General features: G+C 68.4%; 26 protein-coding genes. 15 read left to right on the top strand and 11 right to left on the bottom strand.

The features are described 5' to 3' along the window. Positions 1 to 231 precede the first annotated feature (231 nt). Both ACOZ32_RS08175 and ACOZ32_RS08180 read left to right on the top strand, forming a co-directional pair. On the top strand, positions 232 to 951 hold the full coding sequence (locus ACOZ32_RS08175) for a GAF domain-containing protein (RefSeq protein ID WP_205251623.1): 720 nt from the start codon (positions 232 to 234) through the stop codon (positions 949 to 951). 74 nt (positions 952 to 1,025) lie between these two features. Beyond that, entirely contained in the window at positions 1,026 to 1,340 is a 315-nt protein-coding gene (locus ACOZ32_RS08180; RefSeq protein ID WP_010902522.1) for a PadR family transcriptional regulator, read from the top strand. 39 nt (positions 1,341 to 1,379) lie between these two features. On the opposite strand, the gene ACOZ32_RS08185 is transcribed toward ACOZ32_RS08180, so the two are convergent. From ACOZ32_RS08185 to ACOZ32_RS08195, 3 genes are all read right to left on the bottom strand, one after another. Continuing rightward, entirely contained in the window at positions 1,380 to 2,324 is a 945-nt protein-coding gene (locus tag ACOZ32_RS08185; protein WP_285271113.1) for an NAD-dependent epimerase/dehydratase family protein, read from the bottom strand. Positions 2,325 to 2,405: 81 nt separating this feature from the next. After that, positions 2,406 to 3,584: an inorganic phosphate transporter gene (locus tag ACOZ32_RS08190; RefSeq protein WP_010902524.1), complete on the bottom strand. Its 1,179-nt coding sequence runs from the start codon at positions 3,582 to 3,584 to the stop codon at positions 2,406 to 2,408. A 33-nt stretch (positions 3,585 to 3,617) separates the two neighbouring features. After that, positions 3,618 to 4,274, bottom strand: a complete 657-nt coding sequence (locus tag ACOZ32_RS08195; RefSeq protein ID WP_205251625.1) for a hypothetical protein — start codon at positions 4,272 to 4,274, stop codon at positions 3,618 to 3,620. 193 nt (positions 4,275 to 4,467) lie between these two features. On the opposite strand from ACOZ32_RS08195, the gene ACOZ32_RS08200 reads away from it, so the two are divergent. From ACOZ32_RS08200 to ACOZ32_RS08230, 7 genes are all read left to right on the top strand, one after another. Further along, complete coding sequence (locus tag ACOZ32_RS08200; RefSeq protein ID WP_424335129.1) at positions 4,468 to 5,046, top strand: tRNA (cytidine(56)-2'-O)-methyltransferase; 579 nt, start codon at positions 4,468 to 4,470, stop codon at positions 5,044 to 5,046. A 208-nt stretch (positions 5,047 to 5,254) separates the two neighbouring features. Beyond that, a complete protein-coding gene (locus ACOZ32_RS08205) occupies positions 5,255 to 5,773 on the top strand; it encodes a transcription factor (protein ID WP_012289219.1) in 519 nt (172 codons plus the stop codon). Continuing rightward, entirely contained in the window at positions 5,773 to 6,444 is a 672-nt protein-coding gene (locus ACOZ32_RS08210) for a DUF2110 family protein (protein WP_010902528.1), read from the top strand. Before ACOZ32_RS08205 ends, ACOZ32_RS08210 begins: the two co-directional genes overlap by 1 nt. Continuing rightward, positions 6,441 to 7,166 carry a DUF5803 family protein gene (locus ACOZ32_RS08215; protein ID WP_010902529.1) on the top strand — a complete coding sequence of 242 codons (726 nt, stop codon included), beginning with the start codon at positions 6,441 to 6,443 and terminating at the stop codon, positions 7,164 to 7,166. Before ACOZ32_RS08210 ends, ACOZ32_RS08215 begins: the two co-directional genes overlap by 4 nt. A gap of 34 nt (positions 7,167 to 7,200) precedes the next feature. Beyond that, positions 7,201 to 7,896 (top strand): competence/damage-inducible protein A, encoded by a 696-nt coding sequence (locus ACOZ32_RS08220; protein WP_205251627.1) that lies wholly within the window; start codon positions 7,201 to 7,203, stop codon positions 7,894 to 7,896. Between the two features lie 228 nt (positions 7,897 to 8,124). Further along, positions 8,125 to 8,751 carry an undecaprenyl-diphosphatase gene (locus ACOZ32_RS08225; RefSeq protein ID WP_205251628.1) on the top strand — a complete coding sequence of 209 codons (627 nt, stop codon included), beginning with the start codon at positions 8,125 to 8,127 and terminating at the stop codon, positions 8,749 to 8,751. A 90-nt stretch (positions 8,752 to 8,841) separates the two neighbouring features. After that, the gene (locus ACOZ32_RS08230; RefSeq protein WP_205251629.1) at positions 8,842 to 9,918 is read left to right on the top strand and encodes an ATP-NAD kinase family protein; all 1,077 of its coding nucleotides are present in this window, start codon (positions 8,842 to 8,844) and stop codon (positions 9,916 to 9,918) included. 9 nt (positions 9,919 to 9,927) lie between these two features. Here the strand turns inward: ACOZ32_RS08230 and ACOZ32_RS08235 are convergent, their stop codons facing one another. Next, positions 9,928 to 10,098: a DUF5786 family protein gene (locus ACOZ32_RS08235; protein WP_012289220.1), complete on the bottom strand. Its 171-nt coding sequence runs from the start codon at positions 10,096 to 10,098 to the stop codon at positions 9,928 to 9,930. Positions 10,099 to 10,206: 108 nt separating this feature from the next. Here ACOZ32_RS08235 and ACOZ32_RS08240 point away from each other — a divergent pair, with 108 nt between their 5' ends. The 4 genes from ACOZ32_RS08240 (at position 10,207) to ACOZ32_RS08255 (ending at position 12,202) form a co-directional block, all read left to right on the top strand. Beyond that, positions 10,207 to 11,235: a phosphate signaling complex PhoU family protein gene (locus ACOZ32_RS08240; protein ID WP_010902535.1), complete on the top strand. Its 1,029-nt coding sequence runs from the start codon at positions 10,207 to 10,209 to the stop codon at positions 11,233 to 11,235. Positions 11,236 to 11,301: 66 nt separating this feature from the next. Beyond that, complete coding sequence (locus ACOZ32_RS08245; protein ID WP_010902536.1) at positions 11,302 to 11,481, top strand: DUF7525 family protein; 180 nt, start codon at positions 11,302 to 11,304, stop codon at positions 11,479 to 11,481. Between the two features lie 40 nt (positions 11,482 to 11,521). After that, entirely contained in the window at positions 11,522 to 11,746 is a 225-nt protein-coding gene (locus tag ACOZ32_RS08250; RefSeq protein ID WP_010902537.1) for a DUF7123 family protein, read from the top strand. 45 nt (positions 11,747 to 11,791) lie between these two features. Next, the gene (locus ACOZ32_RS08255) at positions 11,792 to 12,202 is read left to right on the top strand and encodes an SRPBCC family protein (protein ID WP_136361129.1); all 411 of its coding nucleotides are present in this window, start codon (positions 11,792 to 11,794) and stop codon (positions 12,200 to 12,202) included. Between the two features lie 252 nt (positions 12,203 to 12,454). Here the strand turns inward: ACOZ32_RS08255 and ACOZ32_RS08260 are convergent, their stop codons facing one another. Together ACOZ32_RS08260 and ACOZ32_RS08265 are read right to left on the bottom strand one after the other, a co-directional pair. Then, on the bottom strand, positions 12,455 to 13,966 hold the full coding sequence (locus ACOZ32_RS08260) for an aldehyde dehydrogenase family protein (protein ID WP_205252540.1): 1,512 nt from the start codon (positions 13,964 to 13,966) through the stop codon (positions 12,455 to 12,457). A 75-nt stretch (positions 13,967 to 14,041) separates the two neighbouring features. Then, entirely contained in the window at positions 14,042 to 14,890 is an 849-nt protein-coding gene (locus tag ACOZ32_RS08265) for an RIO1 family regulatory kinase/ATPase (protein WP_285271414.1), read from the bottom strand. Between the two features lie 159 nt (positions 14,891 to 15,049). On the opposite strand from ACOZ32_RS08265, the gene ACOZ32_RS08270 reads away from it, so the two are divergent. Beyond that, a complete protein-coding gene (locus tag ACOZ32_RS08270; protein ID WP_285271413.1) occupies positions 15,050 to 16,189 on the top strand; it encodes an acyl-CoA dehydrogenase family protein in 1,140 nt (379 codons plus the stop codon). Between the two features lie 19 nt (positions 16,190 to 16,208). On the opposite strand, the gene ACOZ32_RS08275 is transcribed toward ACOZ32_RS08270, so the two are convergent. Further along, entirely contained in the window at positions 16,209 to 16,649 is a 441-nt protein-coding gene (locus tag ACOZ32_RS08275; RefSeq protein ID WP_136361131.1) for an adenylyltransferase/cytidyltransferase family protein, read from the bottom strand. Continuing rightward, positions 16,646 to 17,131, bottom strand: a complete 486-nt coding sequence (locus ACOZ32_RS08280) for a Mov34/MPN/PAD-1 family protein (RefSeq protein ID WP_010902543.1) — start codon at positions 17,129 to 17,131, stop codon at positions 16,646 to 16,648. The genes ACOZ32_RS08275 and ACOZ32_RS08280 overlap by 4 nt, the downstream gene beginning before the upstream one ends. 107 nt (positions 17,132 to 17,238) lie before the next feature. Here ACOZ32_RS08280 and ACOZ32_RS08285 point away from each other — a divergent pair, with 107 nt between their 5' ends. Beyond that, positions 17,239 to 19,131, top strand: coding sequence for a DHH family phosphoesterase (locus ACOZ32_RS08285; protein ID WP_205251631.1), 1,893 nt, complete (start codon positions 17,239 to 17,241; stop codon positions 19,129 to 19,131). Here the strand turns inward: ACOZ32_RS08285 and ACOZ32_RS08290 are convergent. From ACOZ32_RS08290 to ACOZ32_RS08300, 3 genes are read right to left on the bottom strand one after another with little or no spacing between them, the layout of a single operon-like run. After that, positions 19,128 to 20,672: a phospholipase D-like domain-containing protein gene (locus ACOZ32_RS08290; RefSeq protein ID WP_229373406.1), complete on the bottom strand. Its 1,545-nt coding sequence runs from the start codon at positions 20,670 to 20,672 to the stop codon at positions 19,128 to 19,130. The two genes, ACOZ32_RS08285 and ACOZ32_RS08290, sit on opposite strands and share 4 nt — an antisense overlap. A gap of 32 nt (positions 20,673 to 20,704) precedes the next feature. Continuing rightward, complete coding sequence (locus tag ACOZ32_RS08295; RefSeq protein ID WP_285270583.1) at positions 20,705 to 22,006, bottom strand: HEAT repeat domain-containing protein; 1,302 nt, start codon at positions 22,004 to 22,006, stop codon at positions 20,705 to 20,707. 52 nt (positions 22,007 to 22,058) lie between these two features. After that, positions 22,059 to 22,736 carry a protein sorting system archaetidylserine synthase gene (locus ACOZ32_RS08300; RefSeq protein ID WP_010902547.1) on the bottom strand — a complete coding sequence of 226 codons (678 nt, stop codon included), beginning with the start codon at positions 22,734 to 22,736 and terminating at the stop codon, positions 22,059 to 22,061. Positions 22,737 to 22,823: the final 87 nt, after the last annotated feature.

Consider the following 22,823-nt stretch of genomic DNA (forward strand, 5'->3'; position numbering starts at 1 on the left):
GGTAACACATAAGTGCGTTGCCCGTTGGCACACGTCATACGCCCGGATTCAGGGACGCCCGGCACACGACCGCGTCCCCATCCGGATATTTCCGGGTGGAACCTCGACACAACGACCGCCCCCGTCACAGACCGCAGAATAGTTCGGGCTGTGTCACGTTCCGCGCCCGACCGACCCCGGCATATCCCACCAGTGAGTGCACATAAATACCGGCGGTACAAAGGTGGTAGCATGGACCACGACTCGTATCTCCGGGCCATCGGCCTCCCGGAGTACGCGGATGCGGCCTCGGACGCCGCCCACCGCGGCGCGGCGCTGGTTGCACGGCCGCCCCACACGACGATCACCACGGCGGCCGTCGAAGACCACTACACGTACCCCGTGCCGTCCGAGTCGACTCCCGGCACGGCGCGTGACGTCGGCCCCGCGGACGACCAGTACAACCTCGCGCCGATCTGTGGGCTCGAATACGACCCCGAACAGCTCCGCGACCACCCCAACACCGCCCGCCTCGCTGCGCTCGCCGGGACTGTCGACGCGCTCGCCGAGGAACTCCCCGTCGACTGGCTGGGGATCTACCGGCGTGCAGCCGACAGCGACGGCCACCCGATCCTCGTCAAGGAAGCCTACACGGGTGCGCCGTCACGCGCCGTCGTCCCGCTCACAGACTCGGTTGCTGCCCGCTCGACCAACGCCGCTGTGGGACGCAGCGGGGAGGCTGTGGTTGTCGACGACACCGCAGCCCACGACGGTCCCGGCAACGAGCGCGACAGCGCCGTCGCCAGCGAATGCTGTTGTCCCGTCCTCGCTGGCGACGACGTCGTCGGCATCGTCGACGCCGAATCCCACACCCCCGAGTTCTTCACGCCAGAGCGTGTGCTCACGATCGTGGGGGCGTGCGCCGGCCTCGCGGACTCGGAGCTTCTCACTCCGCCCCGGGTCGAACAGTAACGCGAAAAGACTTGTATTTGACACTTCTGCCAGAGTACTTAATACAGTGGGGGTGTTCTACTTCACCTGGAGAGATGGACGACCTCACTGGATTCCAGCGGGATTTGCTCGTGGTCGCCGCCGGGCTCGACACCCCGAACGGCCTCGACATCAAATCCGATCTCGAAACGTATTACACAGGCAACATCAACCACGGGCGCCTCTACCCCAACCTCGACACGCTCGTCGACAAGGGCCTCCTGGAGAAAACGAAAGCCGACGAACGAACCAACCACTACCTGCTCACCGACCGCGGGAAACGCGAGCTCCAATCCCGCCGCGAGTGGGAAGACCAGTACGTGCCCACCCCTGCCGACGACAGTGACGGCCACCCCACAGCCCGGAACTAACACCCCCGCAAACCCCGCTGCCAGCCGCCCACCTCCACGCTACGCTTCGTCCCCACTGAGTTCCGCCGCCAGCTCCGCGGCCGCCGTCCGCACTGCCTCGTCGCTCGCTCGTGTCGGCTCCCACCCCAGCGCGGCCAGCTTCTCGATTGACAGCCGCATCCGCGGCACGTCGCCGGTCCAGCCGCGGTCGCCGCCCGTGTACTCGTAGGCCGGATCGACGCCGAGCTCGTCGCTGACGAGGTCCGCGATCGCGGTGACCGACGTGGTGGTCCGCGTCCCCAGGTTGAACACGTTCAGCGGCCGCGACGGGGCGTGCTCGATCACGTGCGTCATGGCGTCCACGCAGTCCTCGACGTGCAGGTATGACTTCTCCTGACGGCCGTCCCCCAGGATCGTCAGCGTCTCCGGGTCCGCCCGCAGCTTCTGAATGAAATCCGGGACGACGGTGCCGCGCTGGCGCGGCCCCACGATGTTCGCGAACCGATACACCCACGACGTGATCCCGTGAGTGTGGGCGTACGTCGAGATCAGTCCCTCGTCGGCCAGCTTCGACGCGCCATAGACCGAGATCGGCTCCAGGGGCGCGTAATCCTCGGGCGTGGGCATCGGCGCTTCGCCGTACACCGTCGACGACGACGTGAACGCGAACCGGTCGACGCCGACCGCCGCCATCCGTTCGAGCACGTTGTACGTCATCGCCCCGTTCTCCTCGAACAGCTGTCGGGGCTGCTCGTAGTTCGTGTCCGTGTACGCCGCGAAGTGGAACACGATGTCCACGTCCGGCGTGATGACGTCCGCCACGTCGTCGGGGTCACACATGTCCCGGCGTCGGAACTCGACGCCGTCCGGAACCGCCGCCCGGCTGCCCTTCGAGAGGTCGTCGGCCACGAGCACGTCGTTGTCGTCGGCCAGCGCGCCCGCTGCGTGGCTGCCCACGAGTCCTGCACCGCCCGTCACAACGATCCGCTTCCCAGTGAGTTCCATACCGGACGCTCTGGCCCCCACGACAAGTGCGTTCTGATTGCCCGGCCGCACCCGCCACGGCCAGGCGCGCCGTCCCGGCCGCTAAAACCCCCAGATCGGGAGGAACCGAAACGCCAGGTACGCGCTGACGGTGCCCACAATCGGCACCAGGTTCTGCATCGCGATCACCCGCACGGTCGTCCCCGGGTCGAAGAGGTCGCCCGCACTCGGGATGTCCTCGGGCTGTTCCTCGCCGATGGCCGGCACCGCCTCGTCGGGGTCGTCGGCGGCCAACCCGCCGACAGACACCGCCACGTCGGAGTCCCCGCTGACCGCGCTTTGCACGCTCACCGGGCGGGTCGCACGCCCCCATCCGAGCCCGACGATGCTCACCGTCGCGATGACCACGAAGCTCGCCGGAATCCCGATCGCCGACAGGAAGATCACCAGCGTCGCGCTCACCGACGCCACCACGATGGCGGCCGTCAGCGGCAGCTCGGTGATATCGCTGCCCATCGTTTCGAGGGTCCGGCGCGCGATCGTGAACGAGCCGACGCCGACCGCGGCACACCCCAGGAGGATGGCGGGGTTCATCCCCACCACGCCGCTGCCGACCAGCGGTGCGATGGCGTTCGCGATGTTCGACGTGCCGGAGGAAAACGCCATCAAACACCCGATCGTGATGACCGTGACCACGCCGAACAACTCCCGGCGGTTCGTGTTCTCCGCCGGCCGCACCGTCGGGATCGCGCCCGTCCGGTCGACCCGGAGGAGCGCGCCCTCCGTGCGGTTCATGGCCACCCGGCGGTGGAGCCGCGCGTAGAAGTATCGGCCGATGATCAGCGACACCCAGAAGCCGATGACGGGCGCGACCACCCACCAGATCACGATCTCACCCATGACTGCGACGTCGAGGGCGTCACGCGCCAATCCGAGGCCCGCGATCGCACCGACGGCGGTCATCGACGTCGATGCCGGCACACCGGCGTAGTTCCCGACGAACAACGCCAGTCCGATGAAAAACAGCACGCCGATGCTGGCCTCCAGGGTGAAGATGCCGGGCTGGCGCAGCAGCTCCGTGCCCAGCGTGTCCACGACGCGGCGACCGAGCGTCCACGCCCCGATGAAGAAGAACACGGTCATCAGGCCGGCTGCCGTCGGCTTCGACAGCGCGTCCGCACCCACGGCCGGGCCGAACGCCGGCCCGGTCGTCGATCCGCCCACGTTGAAACCGACGAACGCCGCAACAACCAACCCCACCCCGAGCAGCGCGCTAATCATGGCCGCCCCCAGTGTGTCGCGTCCGCGCACCGATCACGGCTCGGCCCCGTCCTCGTCGTCGCCGGGTTCGTCGTCGTTGCCCGGCTGCACGTCCGCTGCGGCGAGCCGCTCGTCGACGGTCTCTTTGACGGTTTGTTCGACGGTCTCTTCGACCGTCTCGTTGACCGACTCCTCGACTTGCTGTTTGACCGACTCCTCGACAGTCTCGCTGACCGTCTCATCCACGGTCTCCTCGACGGACTCTTTGACAGTCTCCTCGACGGTTTCGCTGACAGTCTCGTCGACGGTTTGCTCGACGGTCTCACCCACGGTTTCGTCGACCGTGGATTCGACGGACTCCTTGACCGTCTCCTCGACGGTTTCGCTGACCGTCTCATCAACAGTCTGTTCGACGGTCTCACCGACAGTCTCGTCGACGGTTCGCTCGACGGTTTCGCCCATGGTTTGCTCGACGGCTTCGTCCATGGACTCCTCGACAGTCTCCGTGACGGTTTCGTCGACGGTCCGCGTCATCCACTCGGGATCGAAGCGCGCCATCTTCCATGCGATGTGCAACACGTAGGCCGCCAGCACGCCGAACCCGAACGCAACGCCGGTTTTCGTTCCGACGCGCAGGATCAGTCCGACCGCAGCAAAGATCAACACGCCGTACGCGAGGTCGGTGAGGCTGTCGACGCGGCTCGGATTCACGCTACCACCGCCAGCCCTGCGAGGGGTGACAGACACGGCCAAAACTGGAAAGACATGTGCAAAGATCAGCTCCCCTACTGGTACAACGCCGGCGGGCATAGACATTCCGATCCGGGTGTGGACCATCGTCCACACGGCACACCGCATGGGCCGTTCCGAAACGCGTACCCCGACGGCACACCTTCCGGGACGCATGCAGTCCCCTCCCGAAGTCGCGGTCCTCCGGTACGGCCATCGGCCGGGCCGGGACGACCGCATGACGACACACGTCGGGCTGACGGCGCGCGCGCTCGGCGCGGACCGCGTGCTGTTCCCCGACAACGCGACCCAGGCCGCCGAGACAGTCCGCGACATCACCGGCCGGTTCGGCGGCCCGTTCGATGTCGAACGGACGACGGAACTGAACGCCACCATCGAGGACTGGCCGGGCGCGGTCGTCCATCTCACGATGTACGGCGAACAGCTCCAGTCCGTCGACGACGAGATCCGCACCATCCACCGCGAGGAGCCGGTGTTGGTCGTCGTCGGCGGCGAGAAAGTGCCCGGGGATGTGTACGAGGCCGCCGACTGGAACGTCGGCGTGACGAACCAGCCCCACAGCGAGGTCGCCGGGCTCGCGGTCTTCCTCGACCGGCTGTTCGACGGCCGCGAACTCGAACAGGGCTACGAGAACGCCGAGCGCCGCGTGATCCCCGAGGAACTCGGCAAGCACGTCGTCGACGTCGAGGACGGCGACCACGCCGAGGGTGCGGCCGCCGGCGACGGCGACTAGCCGCCGGCGGCGGTCGCGGCGACAGTCGTCGGCCAGGGCTCACCGAGCGCGACACGGAACAGGACCGCCTCGGCGCGCGGCAGCGAGCACTCCAGTCACAGTATTCACTGACGAGCACCGGCCACGAAAGCCGTTCGCGGCCTCGCAGCGCCCACGAACGCCCCCGGAGTAACAAGACTTAATGGCGCTCCGACCGCCGGTTTCAACAATGGCTTTTGAGGACTTACTTGACGACCCCGTGGTACAGAAGTACCTCCACGAGCTGGTCGGACCGAAGGGGATGCCCGTCGCGGCCGCGCCGCCGGACGGCGAGGTGACCGACGAGGAACTCGCCGAGCGACTCGGGCTGGAGCTCAACGACGTGCGGCGCGCGCTGTTCATCCTCTACGAGAACGACCTCGCGACCTACCGCCGGGTCCGCGACGAGGACTCGGGGTGGCTCACGTATCTCTGGACGTTCCAGTACGAGAACGTGCCGGGGAACCTCCGCGAGGAGATGGACCGACTGCTGGAGGCGCTCGTCGACCGCCGCGAGTACGAACTCGAAAACGAGTTCTACCTCTGTGAGGTCTGTTCGATCCGCTTCGAGTTCGGCGAGGCGATGGACCTCGGGTTCGAGTGTCCGGAGTGTGGCTCCGCCGTCGAAGCCATGGAGAACACCGACCTCGTTGACGCGATGGACGACCGCATCGAGCGACTGCGCTCGGAACTCGCCGTGGAGGCCTAATGGTCGTACTCGCAACCAAAGTCTACGTCAGCGGCGACGCCCGTGAGCGGGCCCTCGACGGGCTCCGGTCGCTCGTCGGCAACGACATCGGCTCCCTCGCGGTCACCGTCGATGTCGGCGTTCGACACGACGACTTCCCGACGGTCACCCTGGAGGGCCCGGACGAGGTCGCCGCCCGCAACGCGCTGGTGGAGTCCTGGGGCGAAATCACACCCGAGTTCGAATCCGGAGAGACGTACGTCGGGACGCTTGCGTCCTGGGACGACGACGGCATCGTGCTCGACGCCGGCGAGGACGTGCGCGTCCCCGCCGCGGAGCTCGACCTCGGGCCGGGCACCCCCAGCCAGATCCGGGAGCGGTTCGGGCTCGTCCAGCACATGCCGCTGCGGTTCGTCCACGACGACGACGGGCCGGCGGCGCTCGCGGACGCCGAGCGCGACCGTCTCTACGAGTGGACCCGTGGGTCGGGGCGGCTGAACGTGAACAGCGCCACCCGCGGCGAGGTGCGGGCGACAGTCAACCGCGCGGGCCACGCCCGCGACATCGTCACCGTCGAGCGAATCGGGCTGCTCGAACAGAGCGTCATCTGCAAGGACTCCACTGATCCGCCGGGACTGCTGGCCGCGATCGGCCAACACCTCCCGTCGGAGCTCCTTGCCGTCGTGCCATGAGGGCGCTCTGGGTCGCGCTCGCGGTCGCCGCGCTCGCCGTCACCGCCGGCTGTGCTGGTTTCGGCGGCCCCCAGTCGGCTGCCACCCCGTCCGACGAGCAGCTCGCCCAGAACGCCACCTACGAGTGGTCACACACCGCCCCGGTCGCGGTGAACATGTCCCGTGACACGTACACCGTCGTGGCGTCGGTCACGGACCGACAGAACGTGACCATCGGTCGGCCCGCCGGGCGTGGTGACGCCGCGCCGACGGACATCTCGGCGGTCGCGTTCCGACACCCCAACGGCACAGTCGTCGGCAGCGACGCGATCAACGTCTCGACCACGGACTCCGCGCTGGTCGCGACGTTCCCCGCGACCAACGGTACGTTCGCGTACACGGCCCCCGCGGACGGATCACAGACCGTGATCCCGGTGGTCGTCAACGGATCGCATTCGGTGACACTACCCCGTGGAATGCGCGCCTCGCTCCCGATCATCAGCTCCGTCCAGCCCGGCGGATACGACCGCCGGATCGACGACGATCGGGTGCGCCTGGCGTGGGATTCGGTGCCCGCCGACCGGATCCGGATCAGCTACTACAGCCAGCGCAACGCCATGCTGTTCGCCGGGCTCGCCGTCCTGTTGGGCCTCGTCGGGGCCGGCGGCGTCATCTACTATCGGCTCCAGATCCGGCAGCTCGAGTCCGAGCGCGTGGCGTCGGAGGTCGACCTCGAAAAGTAGGGGGCTTTTCTCCACGCGGCCCCTACCCGACTGCATGCAGGTGGCGTTGGTGACCGTCGGAGATGAATTGCTCGCCGGCGACACGGTGAACACGAACGCCGCGTGGCTCGGCCAGCAGCTTCACGAGCGCGGCGCGACAGTCGCACGGACGATCGTCATCCCTGACGAGGTGGCGACGATCCAGGCCGACGTTGCGGCGCTGTCCGAGCGGTACGACGCCGTGATCGTGACCGGTGGCGTCGGGCCGACTCACGACGACGTGACCATGGACGCCGTCGCGTCCGCGTTCGACCGCGAGCTCACAGAGCACGCCGACGCCGTGGCGTACTTCCAGCGCCACGACACCTACTCGGCGGCTGACCTCACCACCGGCACGACCCACCTCCCCGCGGGCGCCCGACTGCTGGAAAACCCCCGGGGCGTCGCGCCGGGTGCGGCCGTGAACAACGTCTACGTGCTGCCGGGCGTGCCCGACGAGATGAAAGGCATGTTCGAGACCGTCGCCGACGAGTTCACCGGCGAACAGGTGTACACCGAAGAGGTGTCGGTGGACGCCCCCGAGAGCGCGCTCATCGACACGATCGCGGCGCTCCAGGAGGCATACGACGTGACCGTCGGCAGTTACCCCGGCGACCGGGTCCGCGTGAAAATACAGCATTCTGATGCGGACACCGTCCGCGCCGCCGCCGACTGGTTCCGGGACCGCGTCACCGCAGTGTCTCAGGAGTGAAACGCCGGGTCACCGGTAGAAGGCTGCAAGCCACCCGACAACCAACGCGAGGCCGAGCACGGTGACCGCCCAGCCAGTGAGATTCGGTGGGAGTGACGCGCCAGCTTCAAGCGGTGTGAACATGTCTTGTGGTTCCGTCGTGACCGTGTTTAACCCTTGGGTCCGAGCACGGCGACGGTCCACCGGACCACGACGCTTTTAATCGCGTGCGTGCGACCACACGCCCACATGACCCCGCCACCCGTCGCGTCTCTCATCACGCCCCACGCGGGCACGCCGGTTCTCAACGAGGCCATGGTGTTCCTCGCCGAGCGCGCCGTCTTCCTCGTGCCGCTCGTGCTCGTGGTTCTCTGGGTTGCTCCCGGTGTCGATCGCCCGATCCCCGTGCTCGAAGCCGCCCTCGCGGGGCTCGGGATCACGACCCACGACGGGAAGCAAAAATCGGTGTTCGTGTTCGCCACAATCGTCGTCGCGCTCGCGATCTCGTACGGCATGGGCACACTCCACAGTCACCCCGCACCGTACGCCGCCGGCTACGAGACGCTGCTAGCCGGCCCGCCGGAGAACTCCTTCCCGAGCCAACACACGACGGTCATGTTCGCGTTCGCGTGGCCGCTGGCGTCTCTCCAAGACCGGTGGCGGGCCGTGGTTGTCGGCGTGGCGGTCGCGGCGCTCGTAGGCTACAGCCGCGTCTACGTCGGCGTCCACTACCCCGTCGACATCGCCGGCGGCATCGCTGCGTCCGTGCTCGGGTTCGGGGCCGTCTACGCGGCCCAGCCGCTGGTCACGGCGTTCGCGGACCGCTGCATTCGGGTTGAGGCACGGCTGCTGGGCGTTGTCTTCGGGGGTCGGTGAGCCTGCGGGCGGCGGAGCGTCGCGGGGCGCTCGCGCACGCCAGCCGCCGCGACCGCGTGGCTTTTTGTGGTCGCTGTCGCAGTGTCACGCATGCGCACTGTCGGCGTCGTCGTGAACCCGATCGCCGGGATGGGCGGCCGAGTCGGCCTCAAAGGCACCGATGGAAACGTCGCGGAGGCCCGCGAGCGCGGCGCGGACCAACGAGCCCCCCAGCGAGCGCGCACGGCGCTTGACGCGCTGCGTGACGCCGCCGGCGACGTGTCGGTTGTGACTTACGACGAGCCGATGGGCGGGGGCGTCGCCGCGGCCGCCGGGTTCACGCCCACCGTGGTGGGTCACCCGACCACGCCGGCGTCGACGGCGGCCGACACGCGGGCGGCCGTCGAGGCGTTCATCGACCACGGTGTGGACGTGATCCTGTTCGTGGGCGGCGACGGGACGGCAACCGACGTCGCGACCGCCGTCACAGCCCACGACGCGTCGGTGCCCGTCCTCGGCGTGCCGGCCGGCGTGAAGGTGTACTCCGCCGTGTTCGCGGTCCAGCCGGCCGCTGCCGGCCGGGTTGCGGCGACCTTCGAAGACACCACCACCAGGGAGGTCAGCGACATCGACGAGGGCGCGTACCGCGACGGCGAGGTGCAGACGACGCTCCGTGGCGTCGTTGCAACCCCCGTCACGGAGGGGGCCGACGCCCTCCAACCCGCCAAGCAAGCCTACGCCGGTACCACCGGCGCGCTGGCCGCTGGCGTCGCTGACAGCGTCCGCGACGGGGTGACGTACGTCCTGGGGCCCGGCGGCACGCTCGCCGAGGTCGCCGACGCGCTCGGCGTCTCCGGATCGCCGCTCGGTGTGGACGTGTACCGTGACGGCGCGCTCGTTGTGCGCGACGGCAGCGCCAGCGAGATCACCGCGGCGCTTGGCACCGACAACGTCGTGTACGTCTCCCCGATCGGCGGCCAGGGGTTCGTGTTCGGGCGCGGCAACGATCAGATCTCCCCGGCGATCATCGACCGCAGCGAGGTCCGCGTCGTCGCTTCACCGCAGAAACTCGATCAGACCGGCGTGTTGCGCGTCGATACCGGCAGCGAGGACACAGACGCGTCGCTGCGAGGCTGGCAGCGGGTCAGAACCGGCCGCTTCGAGAAGCGCCTCGTGAACGTGGTGTGAGGACGGCGGTTACTCGTCTTTGATCGATTTGAGCTGGTCGATGAGTTCCTCGCTGTCGGCCTCGGAGTCGAACGACACCTCCCCATCGTGGTCGTTCTCGTGGACGCTGACGCCCTTGTCTTCGTCCGTATCTACGCTCTGATCTTTCTGCTCGGACTCATCGTAGCTACCAAAACCCATGTGCATCTATACGACTGGGTCACGGAAAAGCACGCCGGATCACAGTGTCTGTGGGGATGCAGCCGGCCGTGGGTCGAAACTAAGGGCGCGCACGAACTTGCGTACGGCATGGGGACACGGAAAGTTCAGCAACTCGGCCCGTCGACGCTCGCGATGACGCTGCCCGCCGAATGGGCGCGCAGCCAGGACGTCGTGAAAGGCGACGAGGTGACCGTCCGCGAGGGGGGACGTGGCTCGCTGACGGTCACCCCGGCGTCGGCCCGCCAGGGGGAGACGGAAGCCACGATCCACGCCACGGACTTCGACGCCGACGCCGTCGAGCGCGCCATCGTCGGTCAGTACGTGCTCGGGCGGCGCATCATCCACGTCGAGAGCGAAGCCGCCCTCGACTCGGCGCACATCAACGCGGTCTACAGCGCCGAAACCCAGCTCATGGGGTTGGGGGTGGTCGAAGAAACCCCCGCCAGGATCACCATCCGGTGTTCGGTCGATCCGGCTGACTTCGACCTCAACAACCTCCTGGAGCGCCTCGAAAACACCGGGTCGACGATGCGCGGGGAGGCCGTGAAGGCGCTCGCCCACGGCAACCCGGATCTCGCACAGCGCGCGCTCAACCGGGAGCGACAGGCCAACAAGATCTTCGTGCTGTTGTTGCGGCTCATCTTCACCGCCTACCACGACCCCGGGCTGGCGCGCACGGTCGGGCTCGACGAGGGGTTCCCGCTCGTCGGCTACCGGAGCGTCGCGAAGAACCTCGAACTCGTTGCGGACAACGCCGAAGACATCGCGGAGATCGTCATGGCGACGGACGGCCACACCTTGGACGTCGATCAGGCGACGATGCGCCGCATCCGCGAGTTCACCGACGCCGTCGACGACGTCGCCGCCAGCGCCGTTTCGGCGGCGGTCAACCGCGACTACGACGCCACAGTGGCGGTGCGCGAGCAGTTCAGCGCGATCGAGGACCGCGAGGCCGACATCCTGGCTGACCTCCCGGAGATGAACAACGCCGACCTGCTCGAAGCCCGGGAGGTGCTGGTGAGCCTCCAGCAGTCCGCACAGTACTCGATGCGCAACGCCGAGATCGCCGCGAACCTCGCGTTGAACGAGCAGTCCGCACACACCACACTCACGTGACCGACGCCCCCGGGCCGCCGAGTAGAATCAGTTAAGGGCCGCCACCGGCAACCCTGGCGTGTGACTATGCAGTCCGCCGACGAAACCGACAAGGGTGTTGGCGTGGGCATCGTGTTCGGCTTGCTGACGGCTGCGGCCGCCGCGTACGCCTTCGTATCGTCCGGGCAGTTCCAGACAGCGATCGGGTTCGGCGCGGCGATGGTGCTTGCGGCGTTGTCCGTCGGCGCGATCCAGCTCTGGGGGTAGCCGGAAAACCATTAAGCCGACGAAGCCACAACAGCAAGTGATGAGCGACTACACCGACGAGGAACGCCGCATCCTCGACTACCTTCGGGAGAGCGTCGACCGGGGTGAACGGTATTTCCGGTCGAAGAACATCGCGGACCATCTCGGGCTCTCCTCGAAGCAGGTCGGTGTTCGGCTCCCGGAGCTGGCGGAGAAATCGGAGGAAGTCGACATCGAGAAGTGGAGCCGGTCGAAATCGACGACGTGGCGGGTCGAGCCCGCGTAGTCCGGTAATCGGCGGCTTTTTCCTGACGGCACCGAAACTCCGCGTATGACCGTTCGGGTCGAGCGCACGTTCGAATTGGCGGTGCCCCCTGAGGACGTCTGGGCGTTTATCTCCGACCCGGAGAAGCGCGCCGACGCCATCAGCGTCGTCGATAGCTACACGACCACCGGCGACACGACGACGTGGCACGTCGAGTTGCCGATCCCCGTCGTCCGGCGCACCATCGACGTGGAGACACGCGACGTGGACGTACGACCACCGACGTTCGTGAAGTTCATCGGCAAGTCGGGCATGTTCGACGTGACCGGCGAACACGAGATCGAGCCGGCCGACGACGGATCGACGCTCACGAACCGGTTCGTCGTCGATGGCTCCGTGCCCGGCGTCGAGCAGTTCTTCAAGCGCAACCTCGACGACGAACTGGACCGCTTGCAGCGCAAGCTTGCCGACGCATAGCCGGTGTGGCGGGCGGGCAGGTCGAGACCCGGCACACGCACCCACCGACACGTGAGTTTAAGTAGTCGGAGCCAGTACTGTGTACTGCCGGAAACGACGCTTTTCTCGTCGTGACGGCATCACAACATCGCTCCGCGTCCGCACCCACCCCACCACCGCTGCTATCGGCGCGTGGCCACGATTCCGGGACTCGTGGCCACTCGCCACCATCCGCCTCTTCGTAAAAAACGTGTGTTCCGACGCGACGACGGCTTACTCGTCGGTGTTGATGTCCGCTGAGAGCCCCTGCGCCATCTCGATGTCCTTGGAGTTGTTCAGCGTCCACGCGGTGCGCTCAGTGACCGCTTCGATGACCTCGCGCGCGCTGGGGTAGCCGTTCCCGGATTTCTTCATGCCGCCGAACGGCAACTGGACTTCCGCGCCGATGCACGGCAGGTTGCCGTACGCCAGCCCGACTTCGGCGTTGTCGCGGTAGTAGTTGATCTGGCGGTAGTCCTCGCTGATGACCGCGCCAGCGAGCCCGTAGGGCGTGTCGTTGTGGATCTCGACGGCGCGCTCGATGTCACCGGAGTACTCGATGAGCGCGACGTGCGGGCCGAAGACCTCCTCGGTGATCGAGCGCAGGTCCGGATCGTAGTCCACCTCGTAGACGAACGGCCCCACCCAGTTGCCGTCCTCGTGGCCGTCGGGGATCTCGTCGTCGCCGAGCTCGGTGCGGTCGACGAGCACGTTCTCGGCTTCCTCGCGGGCGATGTCGTTGTACGTCTGGATCTTCTCGACGTGGGCGGGCTCGATGGCCGGCCCCATGAACGTCTCCTCGTCGAGGGGGTCGTCGACTGCAACCGACTCCGCGATCTCGACGAACCGCTGTTTGAACTCGTCGTAGAGGTCCTCGTGGACGATGAGGCGCTCGCTGGACACACAGCGCTGGCCGGTCGTCTTGAACGAGCTCATGACCGCGGCGTGAACGGCGATGTCGAGGTCCGCCTTCTCGGTGACGACGATGCCGTTCTTGCCGCCCATCTCGCAGGCTGCGAGCTTGCCGGGGTCGTCGGCGACCGTCTGTGCGACCTCCTCGCCGACCTCGGCGGAGCCGGTGAACAGCACGGTGTCGATGTCGTCGTGGTCGACGATGCGGGCGCCGGCGTCGCCGAAGCCCTGCACCATGTTGAACACGCCGTCGGGGATGCCGGCGTCCGCGAACATCTCGGCGATGATCTGGCCACACCACGGCGTCTGCTCGGCGGGCTTCCAGACGACGGTGTTGCCCTCGACCAGCGCGACGGCCATGTGCCAGAACGGGATGGCGACCGGGAAGTTCCACGGCGTGATGCAGCCGACGACGCCGCGCGGCTGGCGTCGCATGTAGGCGTCCTTCTCGGGGATCTCGGAGGGGACCACGTCACCTTTCGGGTGGCGGGCGTCGCCGGCCGCCCACTCGACCATCTGCCAGGCTTCGGTTACGTCGGCTTTCCCCTCGCTGATCTCCTTGCCACACTCCTTGGTGACGACCTCACCGAGCTCCTGGTGGCGGTCTTTGAGCTCGTGGTAGATGTCCCAGAGGTACTCCGCGCGGTCGATGCGGGACAGCGACTGCCACTCGTCCTCGGCGTCGTCGGCGGCCGCGATCGCCGCCTCGACGTCGGTCGTCGTGCCACGCTGGAACGTGCCCAGCGTCTCGCCGTTCGCGGGGTTCCTGCTGTCGAAGGTCTCGGTGCCGTCGCCGTCGACCCATTCGCCGTTGATGTAATGTTGGTACGTCATCGGGAGAGTCTGCGTTGTACTGCGTGAAAAAGATGGGTCTTCTATGGACGATAGCGCGTACACTGTCACATGGTGTCACAGGCCGCGCTGGGCGTTCGTTGCGGCCATCCCGATGTGGCCGGTCAGCGCCGCGGTGTCGAAGTCGTGGTCGGGGCGAAGCTGGACGAACCCCAGGAAGTCCTGGGCGCGCAAGAGCGCGTCCATCGTGGTGGAGACGTCCGCCGCGGCCTCGTCGACGGTGTACGACTCGCGGGCGATCCGCACCACGGTCTGGGCGTCGATGAGCGGCTCCAGGGCGGCGAGCGCGCACGCGAGGTCGTACGCGCGGGCGTCGGCGATGGCGTCCGTGTCGACGTTGGTGGCGTCGATGAAGTAGAGGTCGCCGTCGGACACGAGCACGTTCTCGGCGCGCAGGTCGCCGTGTGCGACCCCGTTGGCGTGCATCGTGGACAGCGCCTCGAAGACCGCCGGCGCGTGGGCGGCCACGTCCCCCACGGGCACTTCGTCCAGGGGCGTGAACGCCGGCAGGTAATCCAACACGAGCACGCCGAAGCCGTCGACCTCGAAGGCCTCGATCGGCCGCGGCGCGTTCACGCCGAGCGCCCGGAGATCGCGGGTGGCGTCGCGTTCGTGTTCGGCCATCGCAACCGGGCCGTCGAAGCGCTCGAAGAACCCCTCGGTGCCGCTGGAGAACATCCCCAGGTTCCGCGCACCGGTGAACACCGCGTGCACGAGCGCGTTCTGCTCGGAGATGACTTTCACGAACCAGCGGTCGTTGACGACACACGGCGTCGACAACCAGTTGTCGGCGTCGAGGAACACGACCCGCACGGTGTCTTGGTCGTAGCGTGCGCCGAGCTCGCGGGCGACAGCTTCCAGTGACTCCCATGGGACGGTGCCGCGAACGAGCTGGCGGATGCGCACACTGGGGGTTCGGCGGCCCGAGTCAAATGTCCAACGCCATCGCGGTTCGTCGGCACGGCGCCGGGGGTGTCCGGCGGGTCGACTGGGACCGCCCACACAGCCGTTGTAACAAGTACATGTTTTCGGTGCGTTTATCATGGTTGTGCCAAACGTTGACGCATGAACCACGAGCTGCCCGACGAGCACGCGCTCATCCAGGAGACCGTCCGCGAGTTCTGCGCGGCGGAGATCGAGCCGATCGCCGGCGACATCGAAGCCGAGCATCGCTTCCCCACGGAGGTCTTCGACGCGCTCGCGGACCTCGACATGCTCGGGGTGCCGATCAGCGACGAGTACGGCGGCCTCGGGGGCGACCAGCTCATGTACGCCACGGTCACCGAGGAGCTCGGCCGCGTCTCGGGCTCGATCGGGCTCTCGTACGCCGCCCACGTCTCCCTGGGCGCGAAACCCATCGAACTGTTCGGCACCGCCGAACAGAAACGCGAGTGGCTGCGCCCGCTGGCCGAAGGCGACTACCTGGGGGCGTGGGCGCTCACGGAACCAACCAGCGGCAGCGACGCCAGCGACATGTCCACCACGGCCACGCGCGACGGCGACGACTACGTGCTCAACGGCACCAAGCAGTTCATCACGAACGCCTCCGTCGCCGGCAGCGTCGTCGTCAAAGCCGTCACCGACCCGGACGCCGGCTACGACGGCATCTCCACGTTCATCGTCGACCCCGCCGACGACGGCTTCGAGGTCACGGCCGAATGGGACAAGATGGGGCTGAACGCCTCACCCACCTGTGAGATCTCCTTCGACAACTGCCGCATCCCCGCCGACCGGCTGCTCGGCGAGGAAGGCGACGGCTGGACGCAGACCAAGAAAACACTCGACGGCGGCCGCATCTCGATCGCCGCCCTCTCGACCGGGCTCGCACAGGGCGCGTACACCGCTGCCAGCGAGTACGCCACCGACCGCGAGCAGTTCGGCCAGCCGATCTCCCGGTTCGACGCCGTCCGCAACACGCTGGTCGACATGCACCGCAAGATCGAGCGGTCCCGACTCCTGACACGCCGCGCCGCCAGCAAATACGACGCCGGCGAGTCGGTCACCCGTGAGTCCGCGCTCGCCAAGCTCGACGCCAGCGAGGCCGCCCGCGAGGTCGCCGAGGACGCCGTCCAGACGCTGGGCGGCTACGGCTACACCACGGACTTCGCCCCCCAGCGGTTCTTCCGGGACGCCAAGCTGATGGAGATCGGCGAGGGCACCAGCGAGATCCAGCACCTCGTCATCGGCCGCGAACTCGGGCTGTGAGCGCACGCTGCCCGGCCGTTCACGGATCCGAGTCGCCGCGCTGGGCGAGCACCCGATCGACGATGTCGCCCGAGGACAGCACCTCGTCGTCGTAGCGCGCCTCGCGGGGGGACGCGCGTTCGACCGCGCAGTCGAGGCCGCGGTCGGCGAGTTCGGCTTCGATGGCGGCCGCGTCGTGGTGCTGGTCGAACCCCAGCGCGATCACGTCCGGGTCGATGGCTTCGATCGGCGCGAAGATGTCCTCGGGGTGGCCGATCCGGGCGTGGTCGACGGGGTCGAGCGCGGCCACCACGTCGCGGCGCTGGCGGTTCGGCAACACCGGCGGGTCCTTGTGCGTGACGTTCTCGCGGCGCGCGAGGATGACGTGCAGTTCGTCGCCCATCGCGGCCGCGTCCTCCAGGTAATGAACGTGGCCGGGGTGAATCAGGTCGAACGTCCCCTGCGCGACGACGCGTGTCATTCTAACTCCTCGTCGATGTCGGCCTGTGTGAAATCGAAAAACGACTCGGGGTCCGGCAAGTCGACGTCGAGCACCGTCGTCGTGCGGGGTTCGCCCTCGCTGTCGAACGCCCGCCAGCAGTCCGGCCCGTAGGGGTGGCCGAGGATGATGTGGAGTTGCCCCTTCCCGAACATCGACCGGTCGGCGTCCGACGGCGCGAGCACGCCGTTGGGGTGGGAGTGGATGCTGCCGACGTTGCGCATGTCGTTGGGCACCTGTGTCGACCCGAACGTGGCGCTCACGGGGTTGGTTTCGGTGCCCGGGATCACGAGCACGTCGGTCACGACGTATCCGTCGTCGGCGTCCAGATCGAACGCCGACGCGGGCGTCGCCCGCAACAGCCCGAGGTACTCGTCGGGGTGAGAGTCCTGGGCCGCCTCCCGGGCGAACTCCAGGGCGTCCTCGGCGATGCCGAGTACGGACGGCCGGCCACCGAACAACATACCGTGGTGTCCGCGCCCGCTGAAGTTGAGGGTTCCGACTCGCTGCCGGCACAGCCGAGGCCGAACCTCGCAGGAGTTAAAACTGCCGCCGCCAATCCCTAGACAAGATGACTGACGCCACTGTGGGCGATGAGGCCGCTGCGCCAACCGTCGTCCGTCTCGACGCCTCCTGCACCACCCAGGAGGTCGAAGCCGGCGAATACTACCACGCCACCGTCAACGGTGTCGTGGAGTACGGCGCGTTCGTCGACCTCTCCGAGCACGTCTCCGGACTGATCCACGAATCGACGTACTCCGGCGACCCCGACCTGGCGGTCGACGACGACGTGATCGTGCACCTGTCGGCCGTCCGCGACAACGGCGACCTGAGCTTCGAGTTCGTCGACCCCGAGGAGTATCAGACCGAACAGCGCAGCCACGCCTACGAGCGCACCACCGCCGACGCCGTCGGGTCCCGGATCGGAGACACCGTCCACATCGAGGGCGAGGTCGTCCAGATCAAGCAGACCGCCGGCCCCACGGTGTTCCGGGTGCGCGACGAAACCAGCGCCATCCCCTGCACCGCCTTCGAGGACGCCGGCGTGCGCGCCCACCCCGGCGTCGAGGTCGGCGACATCGTCCACGTCAGCGGCGACGCCGACGACCGCGAGGGAACCACCCAACTCGAAGTGGACGCCTTCGAGGTGCTGTCGGGCGGCGACAGCGCCGACGTCGCGCGCCGCCTCGACGCGGCGCTGGCCGAACAAGCAGACCCCGTCGATGTCGACGCGCTCGTCGACTGGCCGGCGCTCGAACAGCTCCTGCCGGACCTCCGGTCGGTCGCGCGGACACTCCGCCGCGCGGTCTTGGAGGGGCGTCCCATCCGGATGCGCCACCACGCAGACGGCGACGGCATGTGCGCCAGCCTCCCGGTGCAGTACGCCCTCCGGCAGTTCATCGAGGACACCCACCAGGACGAGGACGCCGCCCGCCACCTCCTCAAGCGCCTCCCCAGCAAGGCCCCCTACTACGAGATGGAGGACGCCACCCGCGACCTCAACTTCGCGCTGGAGGATCGCGCCCGCCACGGCCAGAAGCTCCCGCTGTTGTTGATGCTTGACAACGGCAGCACCGAAGAGGACACGCCCGCCTACAAGACCCTGGACAACTACGACATCCCGATCGTCGTCGTCGACCACCACCACCCCGATCCGGGGGCCGTCGACCCGCTGGTCGACGAGCACGTCAATCCCTACCTGCACGGCGAGGACTACCGCATCACCACCGGGATGCTGTGTGTGGAGCTCGCGCGCATGATCTACCCCGGGATCACGAGCGACCTCGAACACGTGCCCGCGGTTGCCGGCCTCTCGGACCGCTCGAAGGCCGACGCCATGACCGACTACTTGGACCTCGCCCGGGACGCCGGCTACGACGAGTCGTTCCTCCAGCAGATGAGCGAGGCCCTCGATTACGAGGCGTACATGCTCCGGTACGACCACGGCACGCAGGTCATCGCGGACATCCTGAACGTGGACGGCGACGCGCAGCGCCACCGCGAACTCGTGCCGTTCCTCGACCGGCTCGCCAGCGAAGCCGTCGCCGAGCAACTGGACGCCACGCGGAGCCACGTCGAACACGAGCGCGTCGCCAGCGGCGCGAACCTCTACCGGATCGACGTGGAGAACCACGCCCACCGCTTTACGTACCCCGCGCCGGGGAAAACAACCGGCGAGATCCACGACCGCAAGGTCGAGGAAACCGGGGAGCCGGTGATCACCATCGGCTACGGCCCGGACTTCGCGGTGCTCCGATCGGACGGGGTGCGCCTGGACATCCCCACGATGGTCGAAGAACTCAACGATGAGCTCCCTGGGGCCGGCGTCTCCGGCGGCGGCCACCTGGTCGTCGGCTCGATCCGGTTCGTTCCCGGGATGCGTGATGCGGTGCTGGACGCGCTCATCGAGAAGATGGCCGACGCCGAACTCGACGCCGACCTCCGGAGCGCCCCACAGCGCTAACCCGCCTCGAATTCGACGCGGGCGGCCGCCGCGAACAGGCCGGCAGTGACGGCGACACAACACGCCACCGCGACGCCGACCGGGAGCCGCCACGCGCCGCCCCGCCAGTCGGCGCGAAACGCCCGCCCGTAGTACGTTGCGACGGCCGGATCGTCGATCACCACGACCACCTCCCGGTTCTCCGTGGCGGCCTGCGTGTTCCAGTTCAGGCTGCCGACGACCGCGCGCTCGCCGTCGACGACCGCGCCCTTCACGTGCACCTTCTCGAAGCGCGACCGCGGCTCGACGATCGCCGCCGCCAGATCCAGCTCGTGGGCGTCAGCAACAGCGTTCAGCCGCCGGGTCGTGTTGCGGTTCTGAGCTTCGTTGTACCACCGCCCCGACAGCAGCACGCGCACCCGGACCCCACGCTTGGCCGCGTCAACGAGCGCGGTCGTGAACTCGCCGTGTGGATCCAGGCGCGGCTGCTCGACGACCACCGACTCGGTGGCGTTGTCGAGCAGCGCGTGCACGCCCTGGCGGGCGTTGTCCGGTGCAACGTGTACTACCGCGCGGTCAGCCTGGGTCGTGACCGGCGGGAACCGGGTGGCGAACTCGCCGGAGGCCACGGACCGGTTCCGGGCGGTGAGGGTGTCCCGAGCCGCCGCCCACGGCTGTGCGTCCGGCCACCCGGTGTCGGCGCGGAACACGGCCGCGAGGTGGGCGGCCAGCCGAGCGTCGGCCACCGACACGCCCCACCCGCGGTTGGCGTGGCCGCCGCTCCCGGACGGCTTCCAGTTCTCCGAGAGCACGACCGCGCGGTCGTCGGCGACCACGTACTTGGCGTGGTGGAACCGATAGCGGGCGCGCTCACCCCCAAGCACGCGCACGTCTACGCCCGCTGCACTGAGCCGGTCTGCCTGGGTGATCTCGGCGCGGGGCACGCCACCGGCGACGCTGCCGCCGACGAGCACCCGCACGTCCACGCCGGCGTTCGCGGCGGCCACCAGCGCGTCCGTGACGCGCGTCGACGTGATCGTGTAGCCGGCCAGGTAGAGCCGCCGGTCGGCGTCGGCGATCGCGGCCACCGGCTGCCCGGGGTCGTCGGGGAGCACGAACGCCGACAGCGAGACGTTCGTCGCCGCGACCGGCGGGAAATCCGTCGCCCCCAGCGGCGTCCACGTGTCGCCGTCCCAGCGCTCCGCCGTGGGCGCACGGCCGTACGACAGCGCGTCGACGGTCCGGTTGTGTCGCGTGCGGATCGTGACCCGGTCGCCGGCGTTCGACAGCGACAACTCCCCGGTCACCTCGACGACCGGATGGGGCGTCCGGGACCTCGTCGTGGCCGGCGCGGTTGAGACCGCCACGGTTCCGGAGAGCGTCCGGTTCGGGAACGCGGCGCGGTGGTGGCTGTCGGTGATCGTCCACCCGGTCGTGTTCGTGGGCGTCCCGAAGGAGACGACCACGAACTCGCCGGCGTCGCCGTCGCTGGCCGGGTTCGGTGCCACTCCCACAATGGTCGTCGATGCGAGCAGCGCGGCCACGGCCAATCGAGCGAACACACGCCCTGCTGGCCGCGCGTCCCTACTTGAACTTACGCGCTCCCCGTCGAAGCGTCGGCAGCGTCACGATGGTCAAGCGCGGTCACGGCCTTCGTGGCTTCCTGCTCGACGACGTACGCCCGGTCGTCGGCGTACTCGGCGGCCGCCTCCAGCGCGGCCTCGGTGCCGATCTGGACGAGCGCCCAGGCCGCCGACGCCCGCACCGTCTCGGAGTCATCGCTCTCCAGGATGTCCACGAGGGGCGCGATCGCGCGCGTGTCACCGATCAGTCCGAGCGCGCGGGCGGCCTGGCTGCGAACGTCGGCCCGCTCGGCGACGAGCTGGTCGGCGACGACCTGCGTGGACTCACGACTGCCGATCTCCCCGACCGCCTTCAGCGCGGTCGTCCGGAGGTTCGGGCTGCCGTCCTCAGCCACGTACTCCTCGATGTGTTCGAGGCCGTCTTCGACGCCGATCTTCCCCACGACCTCGATGGCTTTCGGGTCCCGGCGGGCAGCCAGTTGCCCGACCGCGTCGAGTGCCGCCGGCTTCGCGACGTGCAACAGCGCGTCCAGACAGTGGCGCTGCATGAACTCCGAGTCGTCCAAATGCTCCATGCACAGCAGGATCATCTCGACGTTCCCGCGTTGCTCCCACTGCTTGAGGGCGGTCCACTCCGGCGGGAAGTCCTTATGCTTGTCACCCATCACCTCATAGTACCCCTCCGCGCGGAGCTTCTGGCGGACTGAGAGGTCGTCCCACTCCTGGGCGTCCGCGACGCCCTCGTCCAGGCTGTCGGTGGCCGCGACCAGGGATTCGATGGTGTTCGCGTCCGCGTCGGCGTCCAACCCCGCCGCCGAGATCCGCTCACTGACCGCCGCAAGGTCGGCACCGAGATCACCGGTCTCGTCGAACGTCTCCCCCAGGGCGTCGCCGGCCGCCTCACGGAACTGGGCGACGACGGCCGCGAGGTCGTCTTCGCCCTGGTCGGTCCACCGCGTCTCCGCGATCGTGGACTGCGCGGCGTCGACGGTCTCGGCGGCGTCGCTGGCGTACGGGCCGCGCTGGTCGTCGACACCGTCGCGAACCTCGGCGAGGTGATCGGTGAGTGCCGCTTCGCGGCTCTCCTCGTCGTCGTCGTCCGGTTCGGGGAGCTCGGCGGCCTCGATGTCGGCCGCGACAGCGTCGAGGCTGGCCTCGATGTCGTCGAGGTCGGACTCGGTGCTGGCCGCCTCAAGCGCCGCCTCGGCGTCGTCCAGCCGGGACTCAAGCGTGTCCGGATCAACGGCAGTCGTGTCCGCCGCCTCACCGGCCTCCTCGGTCGTCTCCGCGGGTTCCTCGTCCCCGTCGCTCATACACGTGCGTTCCGCCAGCGCGCCTATGAGCGTTTCCCTTCGGGGGCGCTGGCTACGCCGCTCGCCAGTAGAACCGCGGTGCGAACACCAGGTACGCGCCCGCCCACCCGAACAACGCCTTCGGGAACGCGCCCGCCAGCGCCGCCGGCGCAACCACCGCGCCCGCCTGCACGACGCCCATCGCGAGCGCGTCCCGAACCAACAGATCTGGGTACTCGATCGTCGACACCATCAACACAGCCAGCACCCCCGCAGCCCCAACGATGACCGTCGGCTGCTCGACGCCCGCGAGCACGCCCGCCGCCAACAGCGTGGCGGCAAGCGTTGTCTGCACGCCCTCCGTGTGCTCGTGGCCGGTGTCGTAGGCCGTGTACAGGCCCAGCCGGACGACCGCGCTGGCGACGAACCCCGCCCCGACGACGAGCGCCCCGATCCCCACCGGTGCCCCCGCCTGCCAGGTGTTCCCCGTGGCGGCGACCACGATGCACGCCGGCGCAACGCCGAACGACGCCACGTCGGCAAGCGAATCGAGGTGTTTGCCCGCCGGCGTCGAGCCGAGGCGGCGCGCCACCACCCCATCGAGGCCGTCGGCGATCGCCGCCACCAGCACGATCCGGGCGGCGAGCCGGGGGTTGCTGGGTGCCGTGACGACCGCGAGAAACCCCAGCGCCGCGTTCGCCGTGGTCACGGCGTCGGCCACCCCTAACCGACCGACGAAGCGCGGTTGCATACGACTCGCCAAACACGTGGCCCGTCCTTACGTGTTTACATCCGCGACCCACCCGCGACCGCGGCAAATAAATACGCCACAGCCCAA

Source organism: Halobacterium sp. MBLA0001 (assembly GCF_049705385.1).
Lineage (GTDB): Archaea > Halobacteriota > Halobacteria > Halobacteriales > Halobacteriaceae > Halobacterium > Halobacterium salinarum.

What these genes read in the sequence shown, in the direction of transcription:
- ACOZ32_RS08190 (WP_010902524.1), bottom strand. Translation starts at nt 3,584, where the DNA reads ATGATTAGCGCGCTGCTCGGGGTGGGGTTGGTTGTTGCGGCGTTCGTC.
- ACOZ32_RS08230 (WP_205251629.1), top strand. Translation starts at nt 8,842, where the DNA reads ATGCGCACTGTCGGCGTCGTCGTGAACCCGATCGCCGGGATGGGCGGC.
- ACOZ32_RS08210 (WP_010902528.1), top strand. Translation starts at nt 5,773, where the DNA reads ATGGTCGTACTCGCAACCAAAGTCTACGTCAGCGGCGACGCCCGTGAG.
- ACOZ32_RS08225 (WP_205251628.1), top strand. Translation starts at nt 8,125, where the DNA reads ATGACCCCGCCACCCGTCGCGTCTCTCATCACGCCCCACGCGGGCACG.
- ACOZ32_RS08205 (WP_012289219.1), top strand. Translation starts at nt 5,255, where the DNA reads ATGGCTTTTGAGGACTTACTTGACGACCCCGTGGTACAGAAGTACCTC.
- ACOZ32_RS08185 (WP_285271113.1), bottom strand. Translation starts at nt 2,324, where the DNA reads ATGGAACTCACTGGGAAGCGGATCGTTGTGACGGGCGGTGCAGGACTC.
- ACOZ32_RS08240 (WP_010902535.1), top strand. Translation starts at nt 10,207, where the DNA reads ATGGGGACACGGAAAGTTCAGCAACTCGGCCCGTCGACGCTCGCGATG.
- ACOZ32_RS08300 (WP_010902547.1), bottom strand. Translation starts at nt 22,736, where the DNA reads ATGCAACCGCGCTTCGTCGGTCGGTTAGGGGTGGCCGACGCCGTGACC.
- ACOZ32_RS08260 (WP_205252540.1), bottom strand. Translation starts at nt 13,966, where the DNA reads ATGACGTACCAACATTACATCAACGGCGAATGGGTCGACGGCGACGGC.
- ACOZ32_RS08235 (WP_012289220.1), bottom strand. Translation starts at nt 10,098, where the DNA reads ATGGGTTTTGGTAGCTACGATGAGTCCGAGCAGAAAGATCAGAGCGTA.
- ACOZ32_RS08180 (WP_010902522.1), top strand. Translation starts at nt 1,026, where the DNA reads ATGGACGACCTCACTGGATTCCAGCGGGATTTGCTCGTGGTCGCCGCC.
- ACOZ32_RS08175 (WP_205251623.1), top strand. Translation starts at nt 232, where the DNA reads ATGGACCACGACTCGTATCTCCGGGCCATCGGCCTCCCGGAGTACGCG.
- ACOZ32_RS08220 (WP_205251627.1), top strand. Translation starts at nt 7,201, where the DNA reads ATGCAGGTGGCGTTGGTGACCGTCGGAGATGAATTGCTCGCCGGCGAC.
- ACOZ32_RS08295 (WP_285270583.1), bottom strand. Translation starts at nt 22,006, where the DNA reads ATGAGCGACGGGGACGAGGAACCCGCGGAGACGACCGAGGAGGCCGGT.
- ACOZ32_RS08215 (WP_010902529.1), top strand. Translation starts at nt 6,441, where the DNA reads ATGAGGGCGCTCTGGGTCGCGCTCGCGGTCGCCGCGCTCGCCGTCACC.
- ACOZ32_RS08250 (WP_010902537.1), top strand. Translation starts at nt 11,522, where the DNA reads ATGAGCGACTACACCGACGAGGAACGCCGCATCCTCGACTACCTTCGG.
- ACOZ32_RS08255 (WP_136361129.1), top strand. Translation starts at nt 11,792, where the DNA reads ATGACCGTTCGGGTCGAGCGCACGTTCGAATTGGCGGTGCCCCCTGAG.
- ACOZ32_RS08280 (WP_010902543.1), bottom strand. Translation starts at nt 17,131, where the DNA reads ATGTTGTTCGGTGGCCGGCCGTCCGTACTCGGCATCGCCGAGGACGCC.
- ACOZ32_RS08270 (WP_285271413.1), top strand. Translation starts at nt 15,050, where the DNA reads ATGAACCACGAGCTGCCCGACGAGCACGCGCTCATCCAGGAGACCGTC.
- ACOZ32_RS08285 (WP_205251631.1), top strand. Translation starts at nt 17,239, where the DNA reads ATGACTGACGCCACTGTGGGCGATGAGGCCGCTGCGCCAACCGTCGTC.
- ACOZ32_RS08275 (WP_136361131.1), bottom strand. Translation starts at nt 16,649, where the DNA reads ATGACACGCGTCGTCGCGCAGGGGACGTTCGACCTGATTCACCCCGGC.
- ACOZ32_RS08200 (WP_424335129.1), top strand. Translation starts at nt 4,468, where the DNA reads ATGCAGTCCCCTCCCGAAGTCGCGGTCCTCCGGTACGGCCATCGGCCG.
- ACOZ32_RS08245 (WP_010902536.1), top strand. Translation starts at nt 11,302, where the DNA reads ATGCAGTCCGCCGACGAAACCGACAAGGGTGTTGGCGTGGGCATCGTG.